This is a genomic window from uncultured Cyclobacterium sp. (assembly GCF_963977555.1).
Lineage (GTDB): Bacteria > Bacteroidota > Bacteroidia > Cytophagales > Cyclobacteriaceae > Cyclobacterium.
Window position 1 is genome coordinate 144566 of sequence record NZ_CAXBPD010000014.1, and the last position, 17210, is coordinate 161775.

Genomic DNA, 17210 nt, shown 5'->3' on the forward strand with positions numbered 1-17210 from the left:
CAAAAACCATAACCTTTGAAGGCCAGAAAAAGTCTGGTATTTTATTTTGTCAAGAGTGACCGATTTCGATAAAAACTTTTCAATTACAACCTACTTACTTGAATTGCTTTTCCGGATACGGCTCAATGTTTCTTGCGTCATGCCCAAATAGGAAGCGATGTGACCCAATGAAACTTGATAAGAAATGTCTGGGAACTCAGCCAGCATGTATTCATACCGTTCTTTGGCAGTCTGAAATTGAATGGCATTTAATTTATTCACTACTTTGGTGAGCATTTCGGTGCTGACCAACCTTCCTAGCTTTTCCATTTTAGGATAAGTATCGAACAATTCATCCAGCTTCTCTTTTGTGATACTGTATATCACGGCATCTTCTAAAACCTCAATGAAATACAAACTGGGACATTGCTGAAAAAAGCTATCCGCACTGGCCATAAATTTCCCACTACCAAAAAACCATTGGGTGATTTCTTTCCCCGCCTGATTGAGGTAAAAGCTTCTACCCAGTCCACTTTCTATAAAGTACAAGGTTTTAGAAACCTCACCTTGGTGAACAAGCATTTGATTCTTTGAAAAACCTTCTTTTTTAAAGTGTTTGAGAATGTCATCCAATTCATCGTTTGTAAATGGCACCAGTGCTTTTAAAAAATCCGAAATATTCATAAATGTCTAGGGTATAGGAAAACAATTGTTTTAAAAGCGAAATTCTCCTGCAAAGTTGCTACAGTTATTGTTTCTTTAATCAGGCAGCTCTTGAGCTATGGTCCTACTACCCAATTGGTGATAATCATTAAAGGTGAAGCTACAAAAAAATAAGATGAATTTGCAGTGCCTGTGTCTTCTTGATTCGATAAAGCAAGAAAAAAACATTTGGTTAATAATAATTTTCAATCCTTATTTAAAATTCTGTTCTCTATTCAGGTTTAGTTCATTAATTAGCCCCAAATTGCAGGTAGGAAGGGTTTACACAATTTCCATACAAACCCATATACAAAAATCTATGGAACAATTACCACAATTGCGAACAGTAAATGTGACCAGGTACATGCAGCCTTTAAGGGAAGGTGGATCACTTCCAGCACTTGCAGCTGCTGATGATGGTTTTAATTACGTATTAAAATTCCGTGGTGCAGGCCAACGTGAAAAAGCATTGATAGCAGAACTCCTTGGCGGAGAGATCGCACGATTGCTGGGGCTTAAAATTCCCGAACTTGTCTTTGCCAACCTGGACCCAGCATTTGGCAGATCTGAAGGAGACGAAGAGATACAGGATTTATTAAAGGGTAGCCAAGGCTTAAACCTCGCTTTGCATTTCTTATCCGGAGCCATCAATTTTGATCCTTTGGTTTCAAAGGTAGATCCCTTGTTGGCTTCAAAAATCGTTTGGCTTGACATGTTCATCACCAATGTGGACCGGACCTTTAGAAACACAAATATGTTGATGTGGAACAGAGAGCTTTGGCTCATTGACCATGGTGCCGCATTTCTATTTCAGCATGGATGGACAAGATGGAAAGAAAATGCAACCAAATCATTCCCGATTATCGCCAACCATGTGTTACTGCAACAAGCTGAAAGTTTGGCTGAGGTGAATGATGAATTCACTTCTATTTTAAATGAAGATAAGATTAAAGCCATTGTTTCGCTGATACCAGATGAGTGGTTGTTGGCAGGAAGAGACGGAGAAAATGCAGAGGAACTGCGAACAGTCTATGCTGATTTTCTAAAGCTAAGATTGTCTTATGCAGATCAATTCACCAAAGAAGCAGACGATGCAAGAAAATCACTTATATGAATATGCGGTCTTGCGCGTGGTACCAAGGGTGGAACGCGAAGAATTTATTAATGTTGGTGTGATTATATGTGACCATAAAAGTGGCTTCTTAGGGGTAAAAATCCATTTCTCCAAGGAGAAGATTTTAGCCTTAGATCCAGATGCTGATATTGAAATGATTCTTTTGAACTTGAATTCATTTGAAAAAATTTGTAATGGAAAATCTGATGGAGGACAAATTGCAACCATGGACCTGGCTTCACGCTTCAGGTGGCTTACTGCTGTAAGAAGTTCTATTATTCAAACTTCAAGGCCTCACCCTGGGTTGAGCAAAGACCTAACGAAAACCTTGCAAAAGCTTTTCGAAGAATCTGTGATGTAGTGAAAAATTTTGTCATAATTCCAATCAGCTTATTGATAATCGATGATGCTAAAAAATGAAAACCCACCCGATCTTTACAATCGGGTAGGTTTTTATTTAAAATCCATTCACTCCTCCAGCAATAAGACTTATCACCAACAAGACGATGAAAATATAAAATATGATTTTTGCAATTGATGCAAGGCTGGAAGCCAGTCCTCCAAAGCCTAAAACGGCAGCTATTAAAGCGACTACTAGAAATGTGATTACCCAAGTTAACATAGTATCAGTGGTTTTTGGTTAAGAATTTATTTCCAATCCAATAGACAAAAACCAATCCAAAATTCTGCACTTTACCCTAAATACAAATAATTTACACCCATTTTGTTCATTTGAGATAATTTTCTGTTTTATTGGGTCAATATCACCCCAATTTCAGCAAAACTTGCTGGCTCAGCATCAGTGGTACTCTTTGCTTTTAATTGAATATACCTTGCCGCCCTCGCGTCAAATTCAATTCTTTGTTCAATTGGACTGTTGGCGATATTACCAAACTCTCCGGCTGTAGCTTTTTTCCAGCTTTTTCCATCCAGGCTCGTGTAGAATTCAAATTCTTTGATCAAGCCAGACAAATACCTGTTTTGCATTGGGTAATAGGTGAAGCCTGAAACTTCCTGATTTTCTCCCAGATCTATGGTTGCTAAGTTTTGATCACTTATATAATTGGTAGTTGGATCTTCATCTATAAGATTTCCTGAGTTCTCACCTCCATCCACTACCGTCCAATTCTTTTTAGCCAATTGCAGATTAACCTCAACCACCTCACTGAATTTACCTGAAATTGGATCTTTGGTCACAGCCTTTAATTTGGTCGGATGCATTACTTCTAAAGCCTGGGTATAAACTTGACCAGACTGAACAGGATCTTTACCATTCAGACTGTAATACACTTGCACCCCTTCCTCAACAACGTTTAATTTTACTGTTCCATTTTTGTCTCTATCCACAACTGGAGGCAGTAATAATTTAGGCGCATCATAAAAGGCCAAATGGCTTATTACGGGACTGTCTTTTGCATCATGAATGGTGAATTTCACAGCTGTTGCTTTCGTATCTGGAAGTCTTAGGATTCTCTTATAGCCTATGGTCGTCTCCTTGGCTATGCTTTGCCATTCACCCTTTTCATTTTGAACTTCAAGTTCAAATGACTTCACTCTTTGTCCTAGTGAAATATTTTCCTGAACCAAAAAACGATTGAAAGTCCGGGCTCCATCAAAGTCAATGGTAACGCTAGCAGATACCTCGCCTGAAGCAGGGCTCCAGAAGGATCCCATTTCTGAACTCAATAGATTTTCAACAGCATATTGACCATTTTCAGAAGAGGCAGAGAGATCACCGCTGTTCAATGAAATTTTCTGGCTGAAATCTTCCTTCAGCTTATCAACCAATTTCATCAGCTGTGTTACATCGTTTTCATGGATTTGCCCTGTCCTATCTACAGGGAAATTAAGTAATAAAGCGCTATTTCTTCCTATACTGTTGTAATAGATATCCAATAACTCGGGTAGTGATTTCACTTTGTGATCTTCATAAGGATGGTAATACCAACCTGGGCGGATAGATACATCCGATTCAGCCGGTACCCAATGCGTTCCATTTTCCTGACCTGATGAATATTTTTTTGAATATTCAGGCATTCCACCATAAATAGAATCTCTCAAAAGATTGGACCAAGTAGTTGGATAAGCGAAACCATGTTCATTTCCTACCCATCTAACATCTGGGCCTGCATCGCCAAAAATCACGGCCTTAGGCTGAAGTTCTCGGATAATTTCAATCGTCCCAGGCCAATCGTAATAATTCTTTTTATCGACCCTACGTTCTTCATTCGCTCCTCCGTAATAACCAGAACCACCATTGGCTCCATCAAACCACACCTCGAAAATCTCCCCATAGTTGGTAAGCAACTCCCTAAGTTGGGCTCTAAAAATCTCTACATATTTAGGGGTTCCATATTCTGGGTTGTTCCTATCCCAAGGTGATAGGTAAACCCCAAATTTGAGTCCTTCAGCTCTAAAAGCTTCAGCTACTTCTTTGATAATATCTCCATTACCATCTTTCCAAGCTGCATTTTTAACAGAGTGCTCAGTGGTAGCGGTAGGCCAAAGGCAGAAGCCATCATGGTGTTTGGCAGTAATGATAATTCCTTTCATCCCAGCCTCTTTGCAAACCTTTGCCCACTGTTTGGGGTCAAAATCTGTAGGGTTAAACAGTGCGGGATCTTCATCGCCCATTCCCCATTCCATATTGGTGAAAGTATTCATATTAAAATGGGCAAAAGCATAAAACTCCATTCCTTGCCAATCAAGTTGCCTTTCATCGGGTATCGGAAGTACTGGAGTCAGTGGCTCCGTCTGGGAGGGTTGACACTTCACAAATAAGACTACTAAAAGGCCAAAAAGAAATAATTTACTGTTCATTATTGTTTTTTTATTGGCAAGATAAGACACCAAAATTATTTTTACAGGGTTTGAGAAATTTTTCGCATTGTAAAAGCCTACTTTATAGGTCACCTCTGAAATAGAAAATTGGTACATTTTCTAAAGTAGTGCTGCTCTTTGAAGTCTTAAGGATCTAATAAATTCCAGTGGGCTTTCTCCGGTAAAGGAGTTGGTGTTTTATTCAAATGCATCCTGCCCCTGCCTAGTTCTTTGATCAAAGCTTCTAAGAAAAAGCAAAACACTCTATTTCCTTTTCCACCATTGCAACTGCCTCTGGTAAATTTATCTTCCAAAGATTTCAGCGCTGATTCACAGGTTTCTACAGATCAGATTCTGAACAATGTAACGCCATTCATCTCCAGGTCTGTTGGGATTAATTTAAAATAATTCCCTGACAAAACGTCAATGGCACCATTGTCATATTCGGGCCATTAATCCCCTTTTGAGAAGAAAATTATACTGATGAAAAATTAAGTATAAAAAATGCTGAAAACAAACGATTCATAAATCCAGTACAAAGACAATAGCTGGAACTTAAATAACAGGTAACAAGTAACACAATTATTCGGACTTTTATTGACGCGCTTTCAGCTAGTGAACCTGACTTAAAATTGGGGTCAATTCAACTTGTGAATCAATTCCTCAAAATCATCTCTGATATAGATTACGTTTCTACCCAATTCGATCCATTTCTTTTTTTCCAATTGCTTGAGCAGTCTTGAAATCACCTCCCTGGAAGTACCCAATTCATTTGCGATCTCCTGATGGGTGGTAGCAAGTTCATTGGTTTTCAATTGCTTCATTTTTGTCACCAAATAGCGCATCAATCTTTCATCCATGCGCTTGAAGGCAACAGCATCTAAAGTCTTTAACAGTTCTTGAAATTTAATCCGGTAGGAATCCGTAACGTAATCTTTCCACTGCTTGAATTCCTCCGTCCACTTTTCATGTTTGTCTACAGGAACGCTAAGCAATACACTGTCCTCTTCTGCTACTGCTCTGATCTCACTAGCTCTATGGGAAGAGCAACAAGTCAGTGACAAGGCACAAGTTTCACCTGGATCAATATAATACAGTAACAATTCCCTCCCTTCTTCATCCAAACGCAAAACTTTAATGCTTCCACTTAATAATATTGGAACCATTTTAATGAATTGACCTGGCTGTATTATCGTCTCACCGCTTTTAATTTCCATGATTTTCCCTTCATTTGCTAGCGCATCTAAGAGGCGTAAATCTGAAAAGAATGGCAAAAAGCCAGATAGGTTTTCTTTAAGAATCATATTTCCTTACTTAATTTCTTGTGAGCGATCCAGTGCCCAGCCATTGGCATTGTTAAACTCATAAACCAAAACAAAAAACAATAAATGAATCATTTGTGTGGGCAAACCTGCCCAATTCTCTATTAAAGTAGTTCCTCCTATCAACACAAGCATTAAAACCCCTCCTCCAAAAGCTGCTGTTTTGGTTTGCCAACCCAGTACCAAAAATAAACCTATAAAAAACTCTATAAATGGCAATGCAAGGCTAAATGGAATTAACAGAAACTCGGGTAAGATTGAATCTTTAAAATTATCAACCATTCCTTCACTAAAAGCCATAAGTTTAGGAATCCTCACCAACCCGTGGCCCAACATACTAATTCCTATCCCTAACCTAATGAATACATAAGAAATTGATTTCATAAAATGCTTATTTTAAAATGGAAAAGGGTCATTTCGTCAATTTCCGAAATTAACAGTTTTTCTATTCTCAAAACCCTATTAATCTGCTTTACTTTCAATAAAAAACTTCTATAGGAGAGTTAGAAAAACCCTTATCAAATGATGCTTTAAAATTATTTACACAAAATACTAAATCAAACATTAGGCATGACAATGTCAACTGATTTTTATTTCCCCAATTCATAGAAAGGTATAAAGCTGGTAGCAGTCCAAACTCACCAGAAATAGCTGGACTGACCTATTAAGTAGCTGGTATTAAGCACTTCCCAATCGTAAAAATATACAATAAAAAAAACCTCAACCTGTAAGGTTGAGGTTTCCATATAAATGAATGACAACTATTAATACCTATAATATTCAGGCTTGAATGGCCCTTGAGCACTCACACCTATGTATTCTGCTTGGTCTTCAGACAATTGATCCAGTTCTACACCTAGTTTTTTAAGATGTAATTCAGCAACTTTTTCGTCCAAATGCTTTGGAAGCATGTAAACGCCTGGCTCGTACTGGTCAGTGTTGTTCCACAATTCCAATTGGGCCAAAGTCTGGTTGGTAAATGAATTAGACATTACAAACGAAGGATGTCCGGTAGCACAACCTAAATTCACAAGTCTTCCTTCAGCAAGTACAATTATATCATTGCCATCAATGTTATATAAGTCTACTTGAGGTTTAATCTCGTCTTTAGTGTCTCCATAGGTACCATTGAGCCAAGCCATGTCTATCTCATTGTCAAAATGACCAATATTACAAACAATGGCTTTGTCTTTAAGGGCTCTGAAATGGGCTTCAGAAATGATGTCTTTGTTTCCCGTTGCAGTTACAACGATATCTGCTTCTTTGACCGCATCAATCATTTTCTTCACTTCAAAACCATCCATGGCTGCTTGAAGGGCACAAATAGGGTCAATTTCAGATACAATCACTCTGGCACCTGCTCCACGAAGTGAGGCTGCGGATCCTTTTCCTACATCACCATATCCAGCTACAGCAGCTACTTTACCTGCCATCATAATATCGGTAGCCCTTCTAATGGCATCTACCAAGGATTCCTTACATCCATATTTGTTATCAAATTTAGATTTGGTAACAGAATCATTGACATTTATGGCAGGAATTGGTAAAGTACCATTTTTCATCCTTTCATAGAGTCTATGGACACCAGTAGTTGTTTCTTCGGAAAGTCCCTTGATATTCCCTACCAATTCAGGGTATTTATCCAAAACCATATTGGTCAAATCTCCACCGTCATCAAGAATCATGTTTAAAGGCGCTTTTTCTTCACCAAAAAAGAGGGTTTGTTCGATACACCAATCAAAATCTTTCTCTGAAAGTCCTTTCCATGCATATACACTAATACCAGCAGCGGCAATTGCAGCAGCAGCATGGTCTTGTGTTGAAAAGATATTACAAGAAGACCAGGTTACTTCAGCCCCTAAAGCAACCAATGTTTCGATCAATACTGCAGTTTGTATGGTCATGTGTAGACATCCTGCTATTCTAGCTCCTTTTAAAGGTTGGGTTTCCCCAAACTCTTCTCTAAGTGCCATTAGTCCGGGCATTTCACTCTCTGCAAGTCGGATTTCTTTACGTCCATAAGCTGCAAGTGAAAGGTCCTTCACTTTATACTGAACGAATTCCTGTGATTTTGTCGCTGACATATTTTTTATTATATAGTTTCTAGGAAATTTTTGACAAATTTAGTTATAAGTAGACACAAATGAAAATCAGTCTTTTTTAATTAATTTTATTTGTTTGAGCTCATAACGTACAAACTGTCCATTTTGTTTACACATTTCTAAGTGCCCGTAATTTCCAATTCCAGTAATTTTACCACTAAAAAGCGCTCCATCATCATAAGTCGCCCACTCATCAAACAGGTAAAGTACCTTTTGATAATTCTCTTTTATGGATTTGTAGGATTCACTTTGTAAGTAAAGATATTGTTGCTCTACTTTTTCTAAAACTACATTTAGCACTTCATCTAAATGAAATTTCTCACCAGAAACGTTTCTTAAAGAAATGGCGTTGCCTACACTGAAGTCAATTTGATTAACGTTGATACCCAGTCCAATAATGCTACTTTCCAACAACCTCCCTTTAAGGCGATTTTCTATCAACATTCCTCCCAATTTTTTATCATCAAGATAAAAATCATTTGGCCACTTTACTTTTACGCCTTTAATGAAACGGTTCAGCCCTTGCTGTACGCCAATGGCTATAGCCATATTAAGCATAAACTGTTCATCGACAGACAAGAATGTCGGATAAAAAATCATACTAAAAGTCAAATTACAACCTGGCGCTGATTCCCATAGACTTCCACGTTGTCCCTTTCCTCGTATTTGTTTTGGGGTAATGATGACAGTACCTTCTTTTGCCAACCCTGACCGAACCATAGAAAGGGCAACTTCGTTAGTAGAATGACAGTCTGTCAGGTTTATAATTTCTTTTCCTAAAAAAACAGTATTGGCAAGGATTTTATGCATCTATAATTAGTTATTTCATCCCATAATCTGGATATTTATTGATTCATCTCAAGTTATGGATAAAAAGTAAATAAAATTAAAATACACCATAAATAAACATATGACGGCAGAAGAGCTGTGCAAAGTTATAGTAAAAGGAATGGAAGATAAAAAGGCTTCTGACATCGTAATGATGGACTTAAGAGATATCTTTAGCACGATGACTGATTTTTTTGTGATTTGTTCAGCTACATCCGACACACAGGTGGAGGGAATTTCCAGCGCGATTGAAGAAGAAGTTTACAAAACGAATAAAGAAAAACCTTGGATGAGTGAAGGGAAAAGCACCAGCCAATGGGTACTGTTGGACTATGTAAATGTAGTTGTTCATGTTTTCTTAAAAGATAAGCGGGAATTTTATCAATTAGAGGAACTCTGGGGTGATGCAAAAATCACTAAAATAAATCCTCAATAACTTCATGGATAAAAACTTTCCTTTATCTAATTCGTTCTAACAAAAATTTAAGCATTAAAAATATAGACATGAGTAATAATAAATCTAAAAAATTTGTTCCAAAACCTCCCCAAAAACCGAATGTTCAACTTTATTTGATTATCACTGCGGTTATTGTTTTGATCGGCGTTACTTGGTTTAATCAAAACACTGCCACAGTTGAAATTACGATGAAGCGTTTTGAGGACATGGTTTTAAGTAACGATGTTAAAAAAGTAACGGTAATATTTAACCAAAACTATGTAGAAGTTACCCTCAAAGATGAGGCACTTGAAAACCAACGTTATAAAGACGAACTTGAGGGCCAAAACAGGTTTTCTAATCCTACAGGACCGCAGTATAAAATTAAAATTGCTTCAGTTGACAACTTTATAGAGAATTACACCCAACTGGAAGAAAAATTACCCGAAGGTGAAAGAATAGGTTATTCCGCTAAAGAGGAAGAAAGTTGGGGCAATTGGATTTCTAGTTTTGGCTTCCTTATTCTAATATTCTTTCTGTTTTGGATGATGATGCGAAGAATGTCCGGACCAAGTGGACCAGGTGGACAGATCTTTAATGTTGGCAAGTCAAAGGCGCAGTTATTTGATGCTGAGAACAAGGTGAAAATCACCTTTGACAATGTCGCTGGATTGGACGAAGCAAAAGAAGAAGTAGAAGAAATTGTTGAATTCCTTAAGACACCAGACAAATTCACCAAGCTAGGTGGTAAGATACCAAAAGGTGCTCTATTAATCGGCCCTCCAGGTACAGGTAAAACTTTGCTGGCCAAAGCCGTGGCAGGTGAAGCAGGAGTGCCGTTCTTCACCCTATCGGGTTCTGATTTCGTAGAAATGTTTGTTGGAGTAGGTGCTGCTAGGGTACGTGATCTTTTCAAACAAGCCAAAGAAAAAGCACCTTGTATCATTTTTATAGATGAAATAGATGCAATAGGCCGTTCAAGAGGAAAAGGTCAAATGCCTGGATCCAATGATGAGCGTGAAAACACCCTCAACTCTCTACTAGTTGAAATGGATGGGTTTGGAACAGATTCAGGTGTAATTGTACTTGCTGCAACCAACCGTCCTGACGTTCTGGACAGTGCCCTTCTAAGAGCTGGTAGGTTTGACCGACAGATAAGCATAGACAAGCCAGATATGGTAGGTCGAGAAGCAATTTTTAAAGTTCATTTGGAACCTATAAAAACTGCTGATGACATAGAGCCAAAAAAATTAGCGGCTCAAACACCTGGATTCGCAGGTGCTGAGATTGCTAACGTCTGTAATGAAGCTGCATTGATAGCAGCCAGACGTAATAAAAGTGCTGTAGACATGCAGGATTTCCAAGATGCTGTAGACAGAGTAATTGGAGGTCTTGAGAAGAAAAATAAGATTATTTCTCCTGAAGAGAAGAAAATTGTTGCTTATCATGAAGCAGGACATGCTGTTGCGGGTTGGTTCTTAGAACATGCCGATCCATTGGTTAAAGTAAGTATAGTGCCTAGAGGAATAGCTGCATTGGGATATGCCCAGTACTTACCTAAGGAACAATTCCTATACCAAACAGAACAACTTATAGATGAGATGTGCATGGCACTAGGAGGAAGAGCTGCAGAGGAAATTACCTTTGGTAAAATATCTACAGGTGCATTGAGTGACCTTGAGAGAATTACTAAAATGGCTTACTCTATCGTTTCTGTGTACGGTATGAATGACAAAATTGGTAATGTGTCCTTTTACGACAGTAAATCCAATGACTACAAATTTGACAAACCTTACTCTGAAAATACGGCACAGACCATAGATGAAGAAGTACGTAAGTTGATCGAGTTTGCCTATAAAAAGACACTTGACCTTTTGAAAGATAAAAAAATAGAATTGGTGAAAATTGCCAAGGAACTATTAGAAAAAGAGATTTTGTTTCAAGCAGACTTAGAAAAACTAATAGGTAAAAGACCCTTTGATAAGGAAACAACCTACGAAAAGTTTACTAAGTTATCAGAAGAAGAAACTGCCTTAATTGAGGTTAAGGAAGGAACATCTGATTCAGATGATAAAAAAGAAGACGTTATAGAGAATAAAGATTAAATCTAAATCTTTGTGCGAAATATGATAAGAGGAGGGGAAACCCTCCTTTTTTGATTTAGCAATTGTTAGTAATAGTTATTTGTAAACTGTAATTTTATTACGATAAACCGATCCTTTAATAGCCATGTCATCAAATCAAAGTACGACCCATCTGGACAATAAAATGAAAATCTCTTTAAACAAATCTCAGAAGGTCTATTTTGTTTCTGACTTTCATTTGGGTACACCTGATGACAAATCAAGTCGAAAAAGAGAGGAGAAAATAGTGAAATGGCTAGGTGAAATTGAGGATGATGCTGCCGCGGTTTTTTTCGTTGGAGACATATTTGACTTTTGGTTTGAATATGAAAAAGTGATTCCAAAAGGATTTTTTCGATTCTTTGCCAAGATCACAATGATGAGAACCAGGGGCATTCCCTTGTTTTTCTTCACCGGCAACCATGATTTATGGATGAAAGATTATTTTTCTGAGGAATTGGGCATCCCTGTATTCCACCATCCACAAGAAATTCAGGTAAACCAAAAGCGATTTTTGGTCGGTCATGGAGATGGCCTAGGCCCTGGTGACAATAAGTACAAACTACTTAAAAAGTTTTTCACAAGCAGCGCATGCAAATGGATGTTCAAATGGCTGCACCCAGATATTGGAATAGCCATAGCCCAAGCCTGGTCCAAAGACAGCCGACTGACCAATGAGTTAAAGAAAGAAGATGAATTTAAAGGGCAAGAACACGAATGGTTGTATCAATACAGCAAGGAGATAGAAAGTAAAATCCATTTTGATTATTATGTGTTTGGTCACAGACATTTGCCGCTAAACTTACCGATTAGCTCCACCTCTGTATATTTTAATCTTGGGGAATGGGTTAATCAATGTTATTATGGAGAATTTGATGGGCAGAGCTTTCAACTTAAGCAATACAATGGCTATGCTATCAAGGCTAATTGAAACGATCTTAACATGGTTATTGGCCTTTACAATAGTCCCTTTGACCTTCGGACAACAAAAAGACTTTGTCAAACTATGGGATGCTAAAATCCTTGGCATGGATAAAATATCAACCGATGGCAAGGAAAATGTTTTTATAACTGATAAGCAAGGCTACCTTTATCAATACAATGCCAAAGGAGAATCAATCAATCAATTGGCCACCTCCTTAAGTGCTCCCCTTACCCATTTGGACGCTTTCAAAACTGTAAATATTTTTCTATTCAGCTCGCCTTTGCAGCGTTTTGAAATTCTTGACAGATTTTTGAATCCCATCATCAGCAAATCCATAGCTGAAGCAGGTGTATTCGGATGGATAAGCCAAGCCAGCTTGGGAAATAACAATAGCCTTTGGGTATATGATGAATCAGATCTCAATCTGAAAAAGGTTAACCTCAACAATAATGAGCTGCAACAAGCGCAAGCCATTAATACTATAATTCAGGATGATGAGCTGGAGATTATCCTGTTAATAGAGAGGTATAATTTATTATTTCTTCAAGTAGCAGGTGAAGGGATATATATATTTGATAATCAGGCTAATTTTATAGAGAAAATCTCATTATCGGCCAATAATAGCGCTATAATCGATGGCGATTTTATTTATGCTATTATAAATGATCAACTGGTAAAAACAAACTATCTAACAAAAGTTTCTAAATCTATTGCCCTACCTACGGCTAAAACATATAATCGCCTAGCATTATCCAATCAACAGCTCATTTTAGCCAATGAAAAAGGTGTTTCGGTTTTTGAGCGTCCAAAAAATTTTTAATTCTATTGCAATGATACCACTTACATAAAACAAAATAATATTTATTGCTTTATGGCCATAATTCCCCTTATTAATTATAATTTTGTTAAATTATATTAATTAAAGTTGAATTTTTAAAATTATTCGGATCGATCTTTGCAATTTGGACGTTAATGAATGAAGAAAAATATACCGTTACAATAATATTATCTGTACTCCTTTTTTTAATCTTTTTCTATTCCGGAAAATTTTCTGCAGAGGCCCAGAGTGTTAGCAGGTCCTTTGAGACCGAGATTTCATTCCCTAAGGAATTGAACACCCCTGCCATTAATTTTGATTTAAAATCAGTTGGAAATAAAAAGTTCAAGCTGATTTTAGACAAACCCAATGCCCAGTTAACAAACGTAAAAATATTTGACATTTTAGGCAATTTGATCCTTCAAGACCAACTTTTGCCGGATGGAGGCCTACAAAAAAATTATGATTTCACCCACCTCAATAGCAAAATTTTCGTTGTTGAAGTTGGTAATGCCAAATACAACAAGACCAAAAGCATTTATGCCAATCCGCACGGAACGCTTGAAAAAGATGCCAGTTTGGAGGAATAAAAAAAGGACTTGAATACCAAGTCCTTTTTTTGTTTTAAAGATGAGAAGCAATTTTTAAACTACTTCAACAAGTTTAATATCAAATACCAAATCTTCTCCAGCTAGTGGGTGATTGGCATCCAATGTGATTTTTGTTTCGTCAATATGTACAACCTTTACTGGGGTAGGCTGACCTTGTTGGTTTTGGATCGATAAATCCATACCTACTTCAGGCTTAATATCTGCTGGTACCTGATCAATAGGAACATCCAACATCATGTCTTCTCTTTTTGGACCATAAGCTTCTTCAGTGGGAATGGTTACACTGATATCATCTCCTACCGTCATGCCTTCTACGGCAACATCAAATCCTTTTATCATTTTGCCATCTCCCAATACGAACTCAAGAGGTTCTCTATCTTTAGAAGAATCGAATATAGTTCCGTCGTTAAGTTTTCCTGTGTAGTGTACCTTTACGGTATTTCCTTTAGTTGCTACAGACATAGTTTGTATCTTTTTTTGTTTGATGCACAAAGGTAACAGAAATTTTAGGGGATTAAAAAATATGGGTGATCGATTACATTAGTGTTCAATATCGAAAAGAAAATGTCCACTTTCGAACATGATTATAGGTCAAAACGTACAAATATTGCTAAATTGAGGGATAAAAGGTTGGCATAATTTCAGCAGTAGTAAACCAAAAAACAATGGAGGATAAATATTTAGGCAAAATATTGATTGTAGATGACAACGAGGACCTTCTTTTTGCAGCCAAGATGTTATTGAAAAAACATGCAAAAGAAGTGTTCATCGAAAAGGATCCAAGAAGGATCCCCTTTTTGATCAACAACAACAATTACGATGTCATCCTTCTGGATATGAATTTTACTGAAGACACAACTTCCGGTAAGGAAGGGTTTCACTGGCTCAGAAAAATCAAAGAAATGGATCCCAAAGCAGTGGTCATACTCATCACCGCATTTGGTGATGTGGAAATGGCGGTGCAGGCCCTTAAAGAAGGGGCTACAGATTTTATTCTAAAGCCCTGGCAAAACGAAAAATTGCTGGCCACACTGTCTGCAGCCATTAAGCTTAAAGAAAGCTACAACCAGGTAGACAAACTATCCAGTCGGCAGAAGCAATTGCAGGCAGATATGAAAAAACCATTTTCAGAAATCATCGGCCATAGTGCTGCCATGAAGAATGTTTTTTCCATTATCGAAAAAGTAGCAAAAACCGATGCCAACGTATTGATTTTGGGTGAAAATGGCACAGGAAAGGAACTCATAGCAAGGGCTATCCATGACCAATCTGAGAGGAATGATGAAATTTTTGTAGGGGTAGACATGGGAGCCATTACAGAAAGCCTATTTGAAAGTGAGCTTTTTGGGCACAAAAAAGGAGCCTATACAGATGCAAAAGAAGACCGGGCGGGAAGGTTTGAAGTAGCGGACAACGGCACCTTATTTCTTGATGAAATAGGAAATCTTAGTATGCCCCTTCAATCAAAGTTACTCACAGCCCTCCAAAAAAGAGAGGTCACCAGGATTGGAAGTAATAAATCTTTGCCCATAGACATCCGGTTGATATGCGCCACCAATATGCCCATTCACAACATGATTTTAGAAAGCACCTTCCGCCAAGATCTGTTGTATAGAATCAACACTGTAGAAATATTCCTACCTCCGCTAAGGGATAGACAGGATGACATACCTACCTTGGCAGATCATTTTCTAAAGGTCTACGCCACTAAATACAGAAAGCAATTCAAAGGATTAAAGCACAGTGCCCACCAATTGTTGCAAAGATACAGTTGGCCAGGAAATATCAGAGAGCTACAACATGCCATAGAAAGGGCCATAATAATGGCTGAAGGAGAAGAATTGGACAGCAGAGATTTCTTTTTTCTTTCGGCAAAGCCTGCCAATGATAAAATAAATACAAATTCCTTGAACCTTGATGAGGTCGAAAAAAACATGATACAAAAGGCGATCGATAAAAACGGTGGAAATATTTCCAAAGCTGCTAAAGAATTGGGATTAACCAGGGCTTCACTCTATAGAAGGTTGGAAAAATATGGATTATAAAATCGGATTAATGGGCAGGGTCTTTGTCCTTGCATTGAGTCTGTTTTTACTGGGGTATATTATTACCAATGAAGCAGGAGCATTTGCTATTTCATTGTTTTTCATTGTCACTTTTGTACAATTGATTCTTTTGATCAGGTATGCAGAAAGTAGCTTCAAAAAAGTCAGGCAGTTCCTAGATAATATTAAAAAGAATAATTATGCTACTGTATATCCTGTAAAGTTTGATGGGACTGAAACTGACGACCTGCACATAGAGTTCAACGCCATTCTGGCGAAACTCAAGGAAGACCAATTAGAGAAAGAAGCAAATTTTCAATATTTCCGCACCGTATTTCAGCACTTAAGCATAGGCCTTATCACCTTTGAGGCAGATGGAAGTGTGCAGATATTAAATACCGCTGCCAAGCGAATGCTAAACATTGACAAATTGACTCATATTCAGGAAATATCAGGAATTAACAAGGAATTGTACCAGGCCATAGACCAACTGAGAACTGGCGGAAGTGAGCTAATCAAAATCGCCCATCCCGATGGGATAATGCAATTGTCGGTTTATGCGATTGAATTGGTATTAAGGGATGTGAAATTCAAATTAGTCTCCTTACAAAACATTCAAAGCGAGCTTGAGGAAAAAGAAATGGAGGCTTGGCAAAATCTCATCAGAGTGCTTACCCATGAAATAATGAATTCTATTGCTCCTATCTCCTCATTGGCTGCAACCATAAATTCTGATTTGAAAAGTAAGATTAAAAATAAAGGTTCTGTAGCACATGAAGATTTACAGGATTATCAAATGGGAATTTCCACTATAGAAAAAAGAAGCGAAGGGCTTATTAATTTTGTCAGTGATTTTAGAAGTCTTGCCCACATTCCCAATCCTAAATTTACAGCAATCAAAATAGAGGAACTTTTTGACAGACTAGAAATCTTGTTTCAAAATCAATGTGAAGAAAAAGCCGTCAAAATCAACAAGGACATTTTACCCAAAGACCTGTTGCTATTTGCGGATTGCGCATTAATCGAACAGGTGCTTATAAATCTGACTCAAAATGCCGTCCATGCGATGGAAGAGACCGAGATAAAGAAAATTAACCTCCGCGCTTATATAGATGACAATGGTAAGATCATTTTAGAAGTAGCCGATACAGGCAAAGGGATAGAAGAAGAGGCGCTAAACAAAATCTTCATACCCTTTTTCACTACCAAACAAAAAGGCTCAGGCATAGGGCTTAGCTTATCTAAGCAAATCATGCGCCGCCACAAGGGAAATTTGCAGGTAAAGTCTAGCGTAGGTGTGGGCACTGTTTTCAAATTGATTTTTAATGCCTGATTTACATCAATTCCATTCTGTTGCTGTATGGAACCCCTACACCACTAAATAAC

At 37.7% G+C, this 17210-nt stretch carries 18 protein-coding genes; 9 read left to right on the forward strand and 9 right to left on the reverse strand.

What is annotated here, in order from left to right:
• Positions 1 to 90 precede the first annotated feature (90 nt).
• Positions 91 to 663 (reverse strand): Crp/Fnr family transcriptional regulator, encoded by a 573-nt coding sequence (locus AAC073_RS17210; RefSeq protein WP_339925039.1) that lies wholly within the window; start codon positions 661 to 663, stop codon positions 91 to 93.
• A gap of 337 nt (positions 664 to 1000) precedes the next feature.
• Here AAC073_RS17210 and AAC073_RS17215 point away from each other — a divergent pair, with 337 nt between their 5' ends.
• Positions 1001 to 1795: a HipA family kinase gene (locus AAC073_RS17215; RefSeq protein WP_339925040.1), complete on the forward strand. Its 795-nt coding sequence runs from the start codon at positions 1001 to 1003 to the stop codon at positions 1793 to 1795.
• Positions 1773 to 2156 (forward strand): DUF3037 domain-containing protein, encoded by a 384-nt coding sequence (locus AAC073_RS17220; RefSeq protein ID WP_339925041.1) that lies wholly within the window; start codon positions 1773 to 1775, stop codon positions 2154 to 2156. The genes AAC073_RS17215 and AAC073_RS17220 overlap by 23 nt, the downstream gene beginning before the upstream one ends.
• A gap of 96 nt (positions 2157 to 2252) precedes the next feature.
• On the opposite strand, the gene AAC073_RS17225 is transcribed toward AAC073_RS17220, so the two are convergent.
• From AAC073_RS17225 to AAC073_RS17255, 7 genes are all read right to left on the reverse strand, one after another.
• Complete coding sequence (locus tag AAC073_RS17225; RefSeq protein ID WP_339925042.1) at positions 2253 to 2417, reverse strand: DUF1328 domain-containing protein; 165 nt, start codon at positions 2415 to 2417, stop codon at positions 2253 to 2255.
• A 128-nt stretch (positions 2418 to 2545) separates the two neighbouring features.
• On the reverse strand, positions 2546 to 4732 hold the full coding sequence (locus AAC073_RS17230) for an alpha-L-fucosidase (RefSeq protein WP_339925043.1): 2187 nt from the start codon (positions 4730 to 4732) through the stop codon (positions 2546 to 2548).
• Positions 4733 to 4761: 29 nt separating this feature from the next.
• Positions 4762 to 4929: a hypothetical protein gene (locus AAC073_RS17235; RefSeq protein ID WP_339925044.1), complete on the reverse strand. Its 168-nt coding sequence runs from the start codon at positions 4927 to 4929 to the stop codon at positions 4762 to 4764.
• A 324-nt stretch (positions 4930 to 5253) separates the two neighbouring features.
• Positions 5254 to 5919, reverse strand: coding sequence for a Crp/Fnr family transcriptional regulator (locus AAC073_RS17240; RefSeq protein ID WP_339925045.1), 666 nt, complete (start codon positions 5917 to 5919; stop codon positions 5254 to 5256).
• Between the two features lie 6 nt (positions 5920 to 5925).
• Positions 5926 to 6321, reverse strand: coding sequence for a DoxX family membrane protein (locus AAC073_RS17245; protein WP_339925046.1), 396 nt, complete (start codon positions 6319 to 6321; stop codon positions 5926 to 5928).
• A gap of 380 nt (positions 6322 to 6701) precedes the next feature.
• The gene (gene ahcY, locus AAC073_RS17250; protein ID WP_339925047.1) at positions 6702 to 8021 is read right to left on the reverse strand and encodes an adenosylhomocysteinase; all 1320 of its coding nucleotides are present in this window, start codon (positions 8019 to 8021) and stop codon (positions 6702 to 6704) included.
• 66 nt (positions 8022 to 8087) lie between these two features.
• Positions 8088 to 8849 (reverse strand): biotin--[acetyl-CoA-carboxylase] ligase, encoded by a 762-nt coding sequence (locus AAC073_RS17255; RefSeq protein ID WP_339925048.1) that lies wholly within the window; start codon positions 8847 to 8849, stop codon positions 8088 to 8090.
• A gap of 100 nt (positions 8850 to 8949) precedes the next feature.
• Here AAC073_RS17255 and rsfS point away from each other — a divergent pair, with 100 nt between their 5' ends.
• From rsfS to AAC073_RS17280, 5 genes are all read left to right on the forward strand, one after another.
• Entirely contained in the window at positions 8950 to 9303 is a 354-nt protein-coding gene (rsfS, locus tag AAC073_RS17260) for a ribosome silencing factor (RefSeq protein ID WP_339925049.1), read from the forward strand.
• A gap of 68 nt (positions 9304 to 9371) precedes the next feature.
• Positions 9372 to 11408, forward strand: coding sequence for an ATP-dependent zinc metalloprotease FtsH (ftsH, locus tag AAC073_RS17265; protein ID WP_339925050.1), 2037 nt, complete (start codon positions 9372 to 9374; stop codon positions 11406 to 11408).
• A gap of 163 nt (positions 11409 to 11571) precedes the next feature.
• The gene (locus AAC073_RS17270; RefSeq protein WP_339925063.1) at positions 11572 to 12357 is read left to right on the forward strand and encodes a UDP-2,3-diacylglucosamine diphosphatase; all 786 of its coding nucleotides are present in this window, start codon (positions 11572 to 11574) and stop codon (positions 12355 to 12357) included.
• The gene (locus AAC073_RS17275) at positions 12290 to 13171 is read left to right on the forward strand and encodes a hypothetical protein (RefSeq protein WP_339925051.1); all 882 of its coding nucleotides are present in this window, start codon (positions 12290 to 12292) and stop codon (positions 13169 to 13171) included. Before AAC073_RS17270 ends, AAC073_RS17275 begins: the two co-directional genes overlap by 68 nt.
• 152 nt (positions 13172 to 13323) lie before the next feature.
• Positions 13324 to 13758 carry a hypothetical protein gene (locus AAC073_RS17280; RefSeq protein WP_339925052.1) on the forward strand — a complete coding sequence of 145 codons (435 nt, stop codon included), beginning with the start codon at positions 13324 to 13326 and terminating at the stop codon, positions 13756 to 13758.
• A 54-nt stretch (positions 13759 to 13812) separates the two neighbouring features.
• On the opposite strand, the gene AAC073_RS17285 is transcribed toward AAC073_RS17280, so the two are convergent.
• Positions 13813 to 14241 (reverse strand): peptidylprolyl isomerase, encoded by a 429-nt coding sequence (locus AAC073_RS17285; protein ID WP_339925053.1) that lies wholly within the window; start codon positions 14239 to 14241, stop codon positions 13813 to 13815.
• 203 nt (positions 14242 to 14444) lie between these two features.
• On the opposite strand from AAC073_RS17285, the gene AAC073_RS17290 reads away from it, so the two are divergent.
• Positions 14445 to 15824, forward strand: coding sequence for a sigma-54 dependent transcriptional regulator (locus AAC073_RS17290; RefSeq protein ID WP_339925054.1), 1380 nt, complete (start codon positions 14445 to 14447; stop codon positions 15822 to 15824).
• On the forward strand, positions 15814 to 17157 hold the full coding sequence (locus AAC073_RS17295; RefSeq protein ID WP_339925055.1) for an ATP-binding protein: 1344 nt from the start codon (positions 15814 to 15816) through the stop codon (positions 17155 to 17157). Before AAC073_RS17290 ends, AAC073_RS17295 begins: the two co-directional genes overlap by 11 nt.
• The last annotated feature ends 53 nt before the right edge of the window (positions 17158 to 17210 follow it).

Excerpts from the sequence above, each read along its gene's own strand:
- AAC073_RS17290 (WP_339925054.1), top strand. The coding sequence starts at position 14,445 with ATGGAGGATAAATATTTAGGCAAAATATTGATTGTAGATGACAACGAG.
- AAC073_RS17220 (WP_339925041.1), top strand. The coding sequence starts at position 1,773 with ATGCAAGAAAATCACTTATATGAATATGCGGTCTTGCGCGTGGTACCA.
- AAC073_RS17230 (WP_339925043.1), bottom strand. The coding sequence starts at position 4,732 with ATGTACCAATTTTCTATTTCAGAGGTGACCTATAAAGTAGGCTTTTAC.
- AAC073_RS17295 (WP_339925055.1), top strand. The coding sequence starts at position 15,814 with ATGGATTATAAAATCGGATTAATGGGCAGGGTCTTTGTCCTTGCATTG.
- AAC073_RS17215 (WP_339925040.1), top strand. The coding sequence starts at position 1,001 with ATGGAACAATTACCACAATTGCGAACAGTAAATGTGACCAGGTACATG.
- AAC073_RS17285 (WP_339925053.1), bottom strand. The coding sequence starts at position 14,241 with ATGTCTGTAGCAACTAAAGGAAATACCGTAAAGGTACACTACACAGGA.
- ahcY (WP_339925047.1), bottom strand. The coding sequence starts at position 8,021 with ATGTCAGCGACAAAATCACAGGAATTCGTTCAGTATAAAGTGAAGGAC.
- AAC073_RS17240 (WP_339925045.1), bottom strand. The coding sequence starts at position 5,919 with ATGATTCTTAAAGAAAACCTATCTGGCTTTTTGCCATTCTTTTCAGAT.
- AAC073_RS17255 (WP_339925048.1), bottom strand. The coding sequence starts at position 8,849 with ATGCATAAAATCCTTGCCAATACTGTTTTTTTAGGAAAAGAAATTATA.
- AAC073_RS17270 (WP_339925063.1), top strand. The coding sequence starts at position 11,572 with ATGAAAATCTCTTTAAACAAATCTCAGAAGGTCTATTTTGTTTCTGAC.
- AAC073_RS17225 (WP_339925042.1), bottom strand. The coding sequence starts at position 2,417 with ATGTTAACTTGGGTAATCACATTTCTAGTAGTCGCTTTAATAGCTGCC.
- AAC073_RS17275 (WP_339925051.1), top strand. The coding sequence starts at position 12,290 with ATGGAGAATTTGATGGGCAGAGCTTTCAACTTAAGCAATACAATGGCT.
- AAC073_RS17245 (WP_339925046.1), bottom strand. The coding sequence starts at position 6,321 with ATGAAATCAATTTCTTATGTATTCATTAGGTTAGGGATAGGAATTAGT.
- AAC073_RS17210 (WP_339925039.1), bottom strand. The coding sequence starts at position 663 with ATGAATATTTCGGATTTTTTAAAAGCACTGGTGCCATTTACAAACGAT.
- rsfS (WP_339925049.1), top strand. The coding sequence starts at position 8,950 with ATGACGGCAGAAGAGCTGTGCAAAGTTATAGTAAAAGGAATGGAAGAT.
- ftsH (WP_339925050.1), top strand. The coding sequence starts at position 9,372 with ATGAGTAATAATAAATCTAAAAAATTTGTTCCAAAACCTCCCCAAAAA.
- AAC073_RS17280 (WP_339925052.1), top strand. The coding sequence starts at position 13,324 with ATGAATGAAGAAAAATATACCGTTACAATAATATTATCTGTACTCCTT.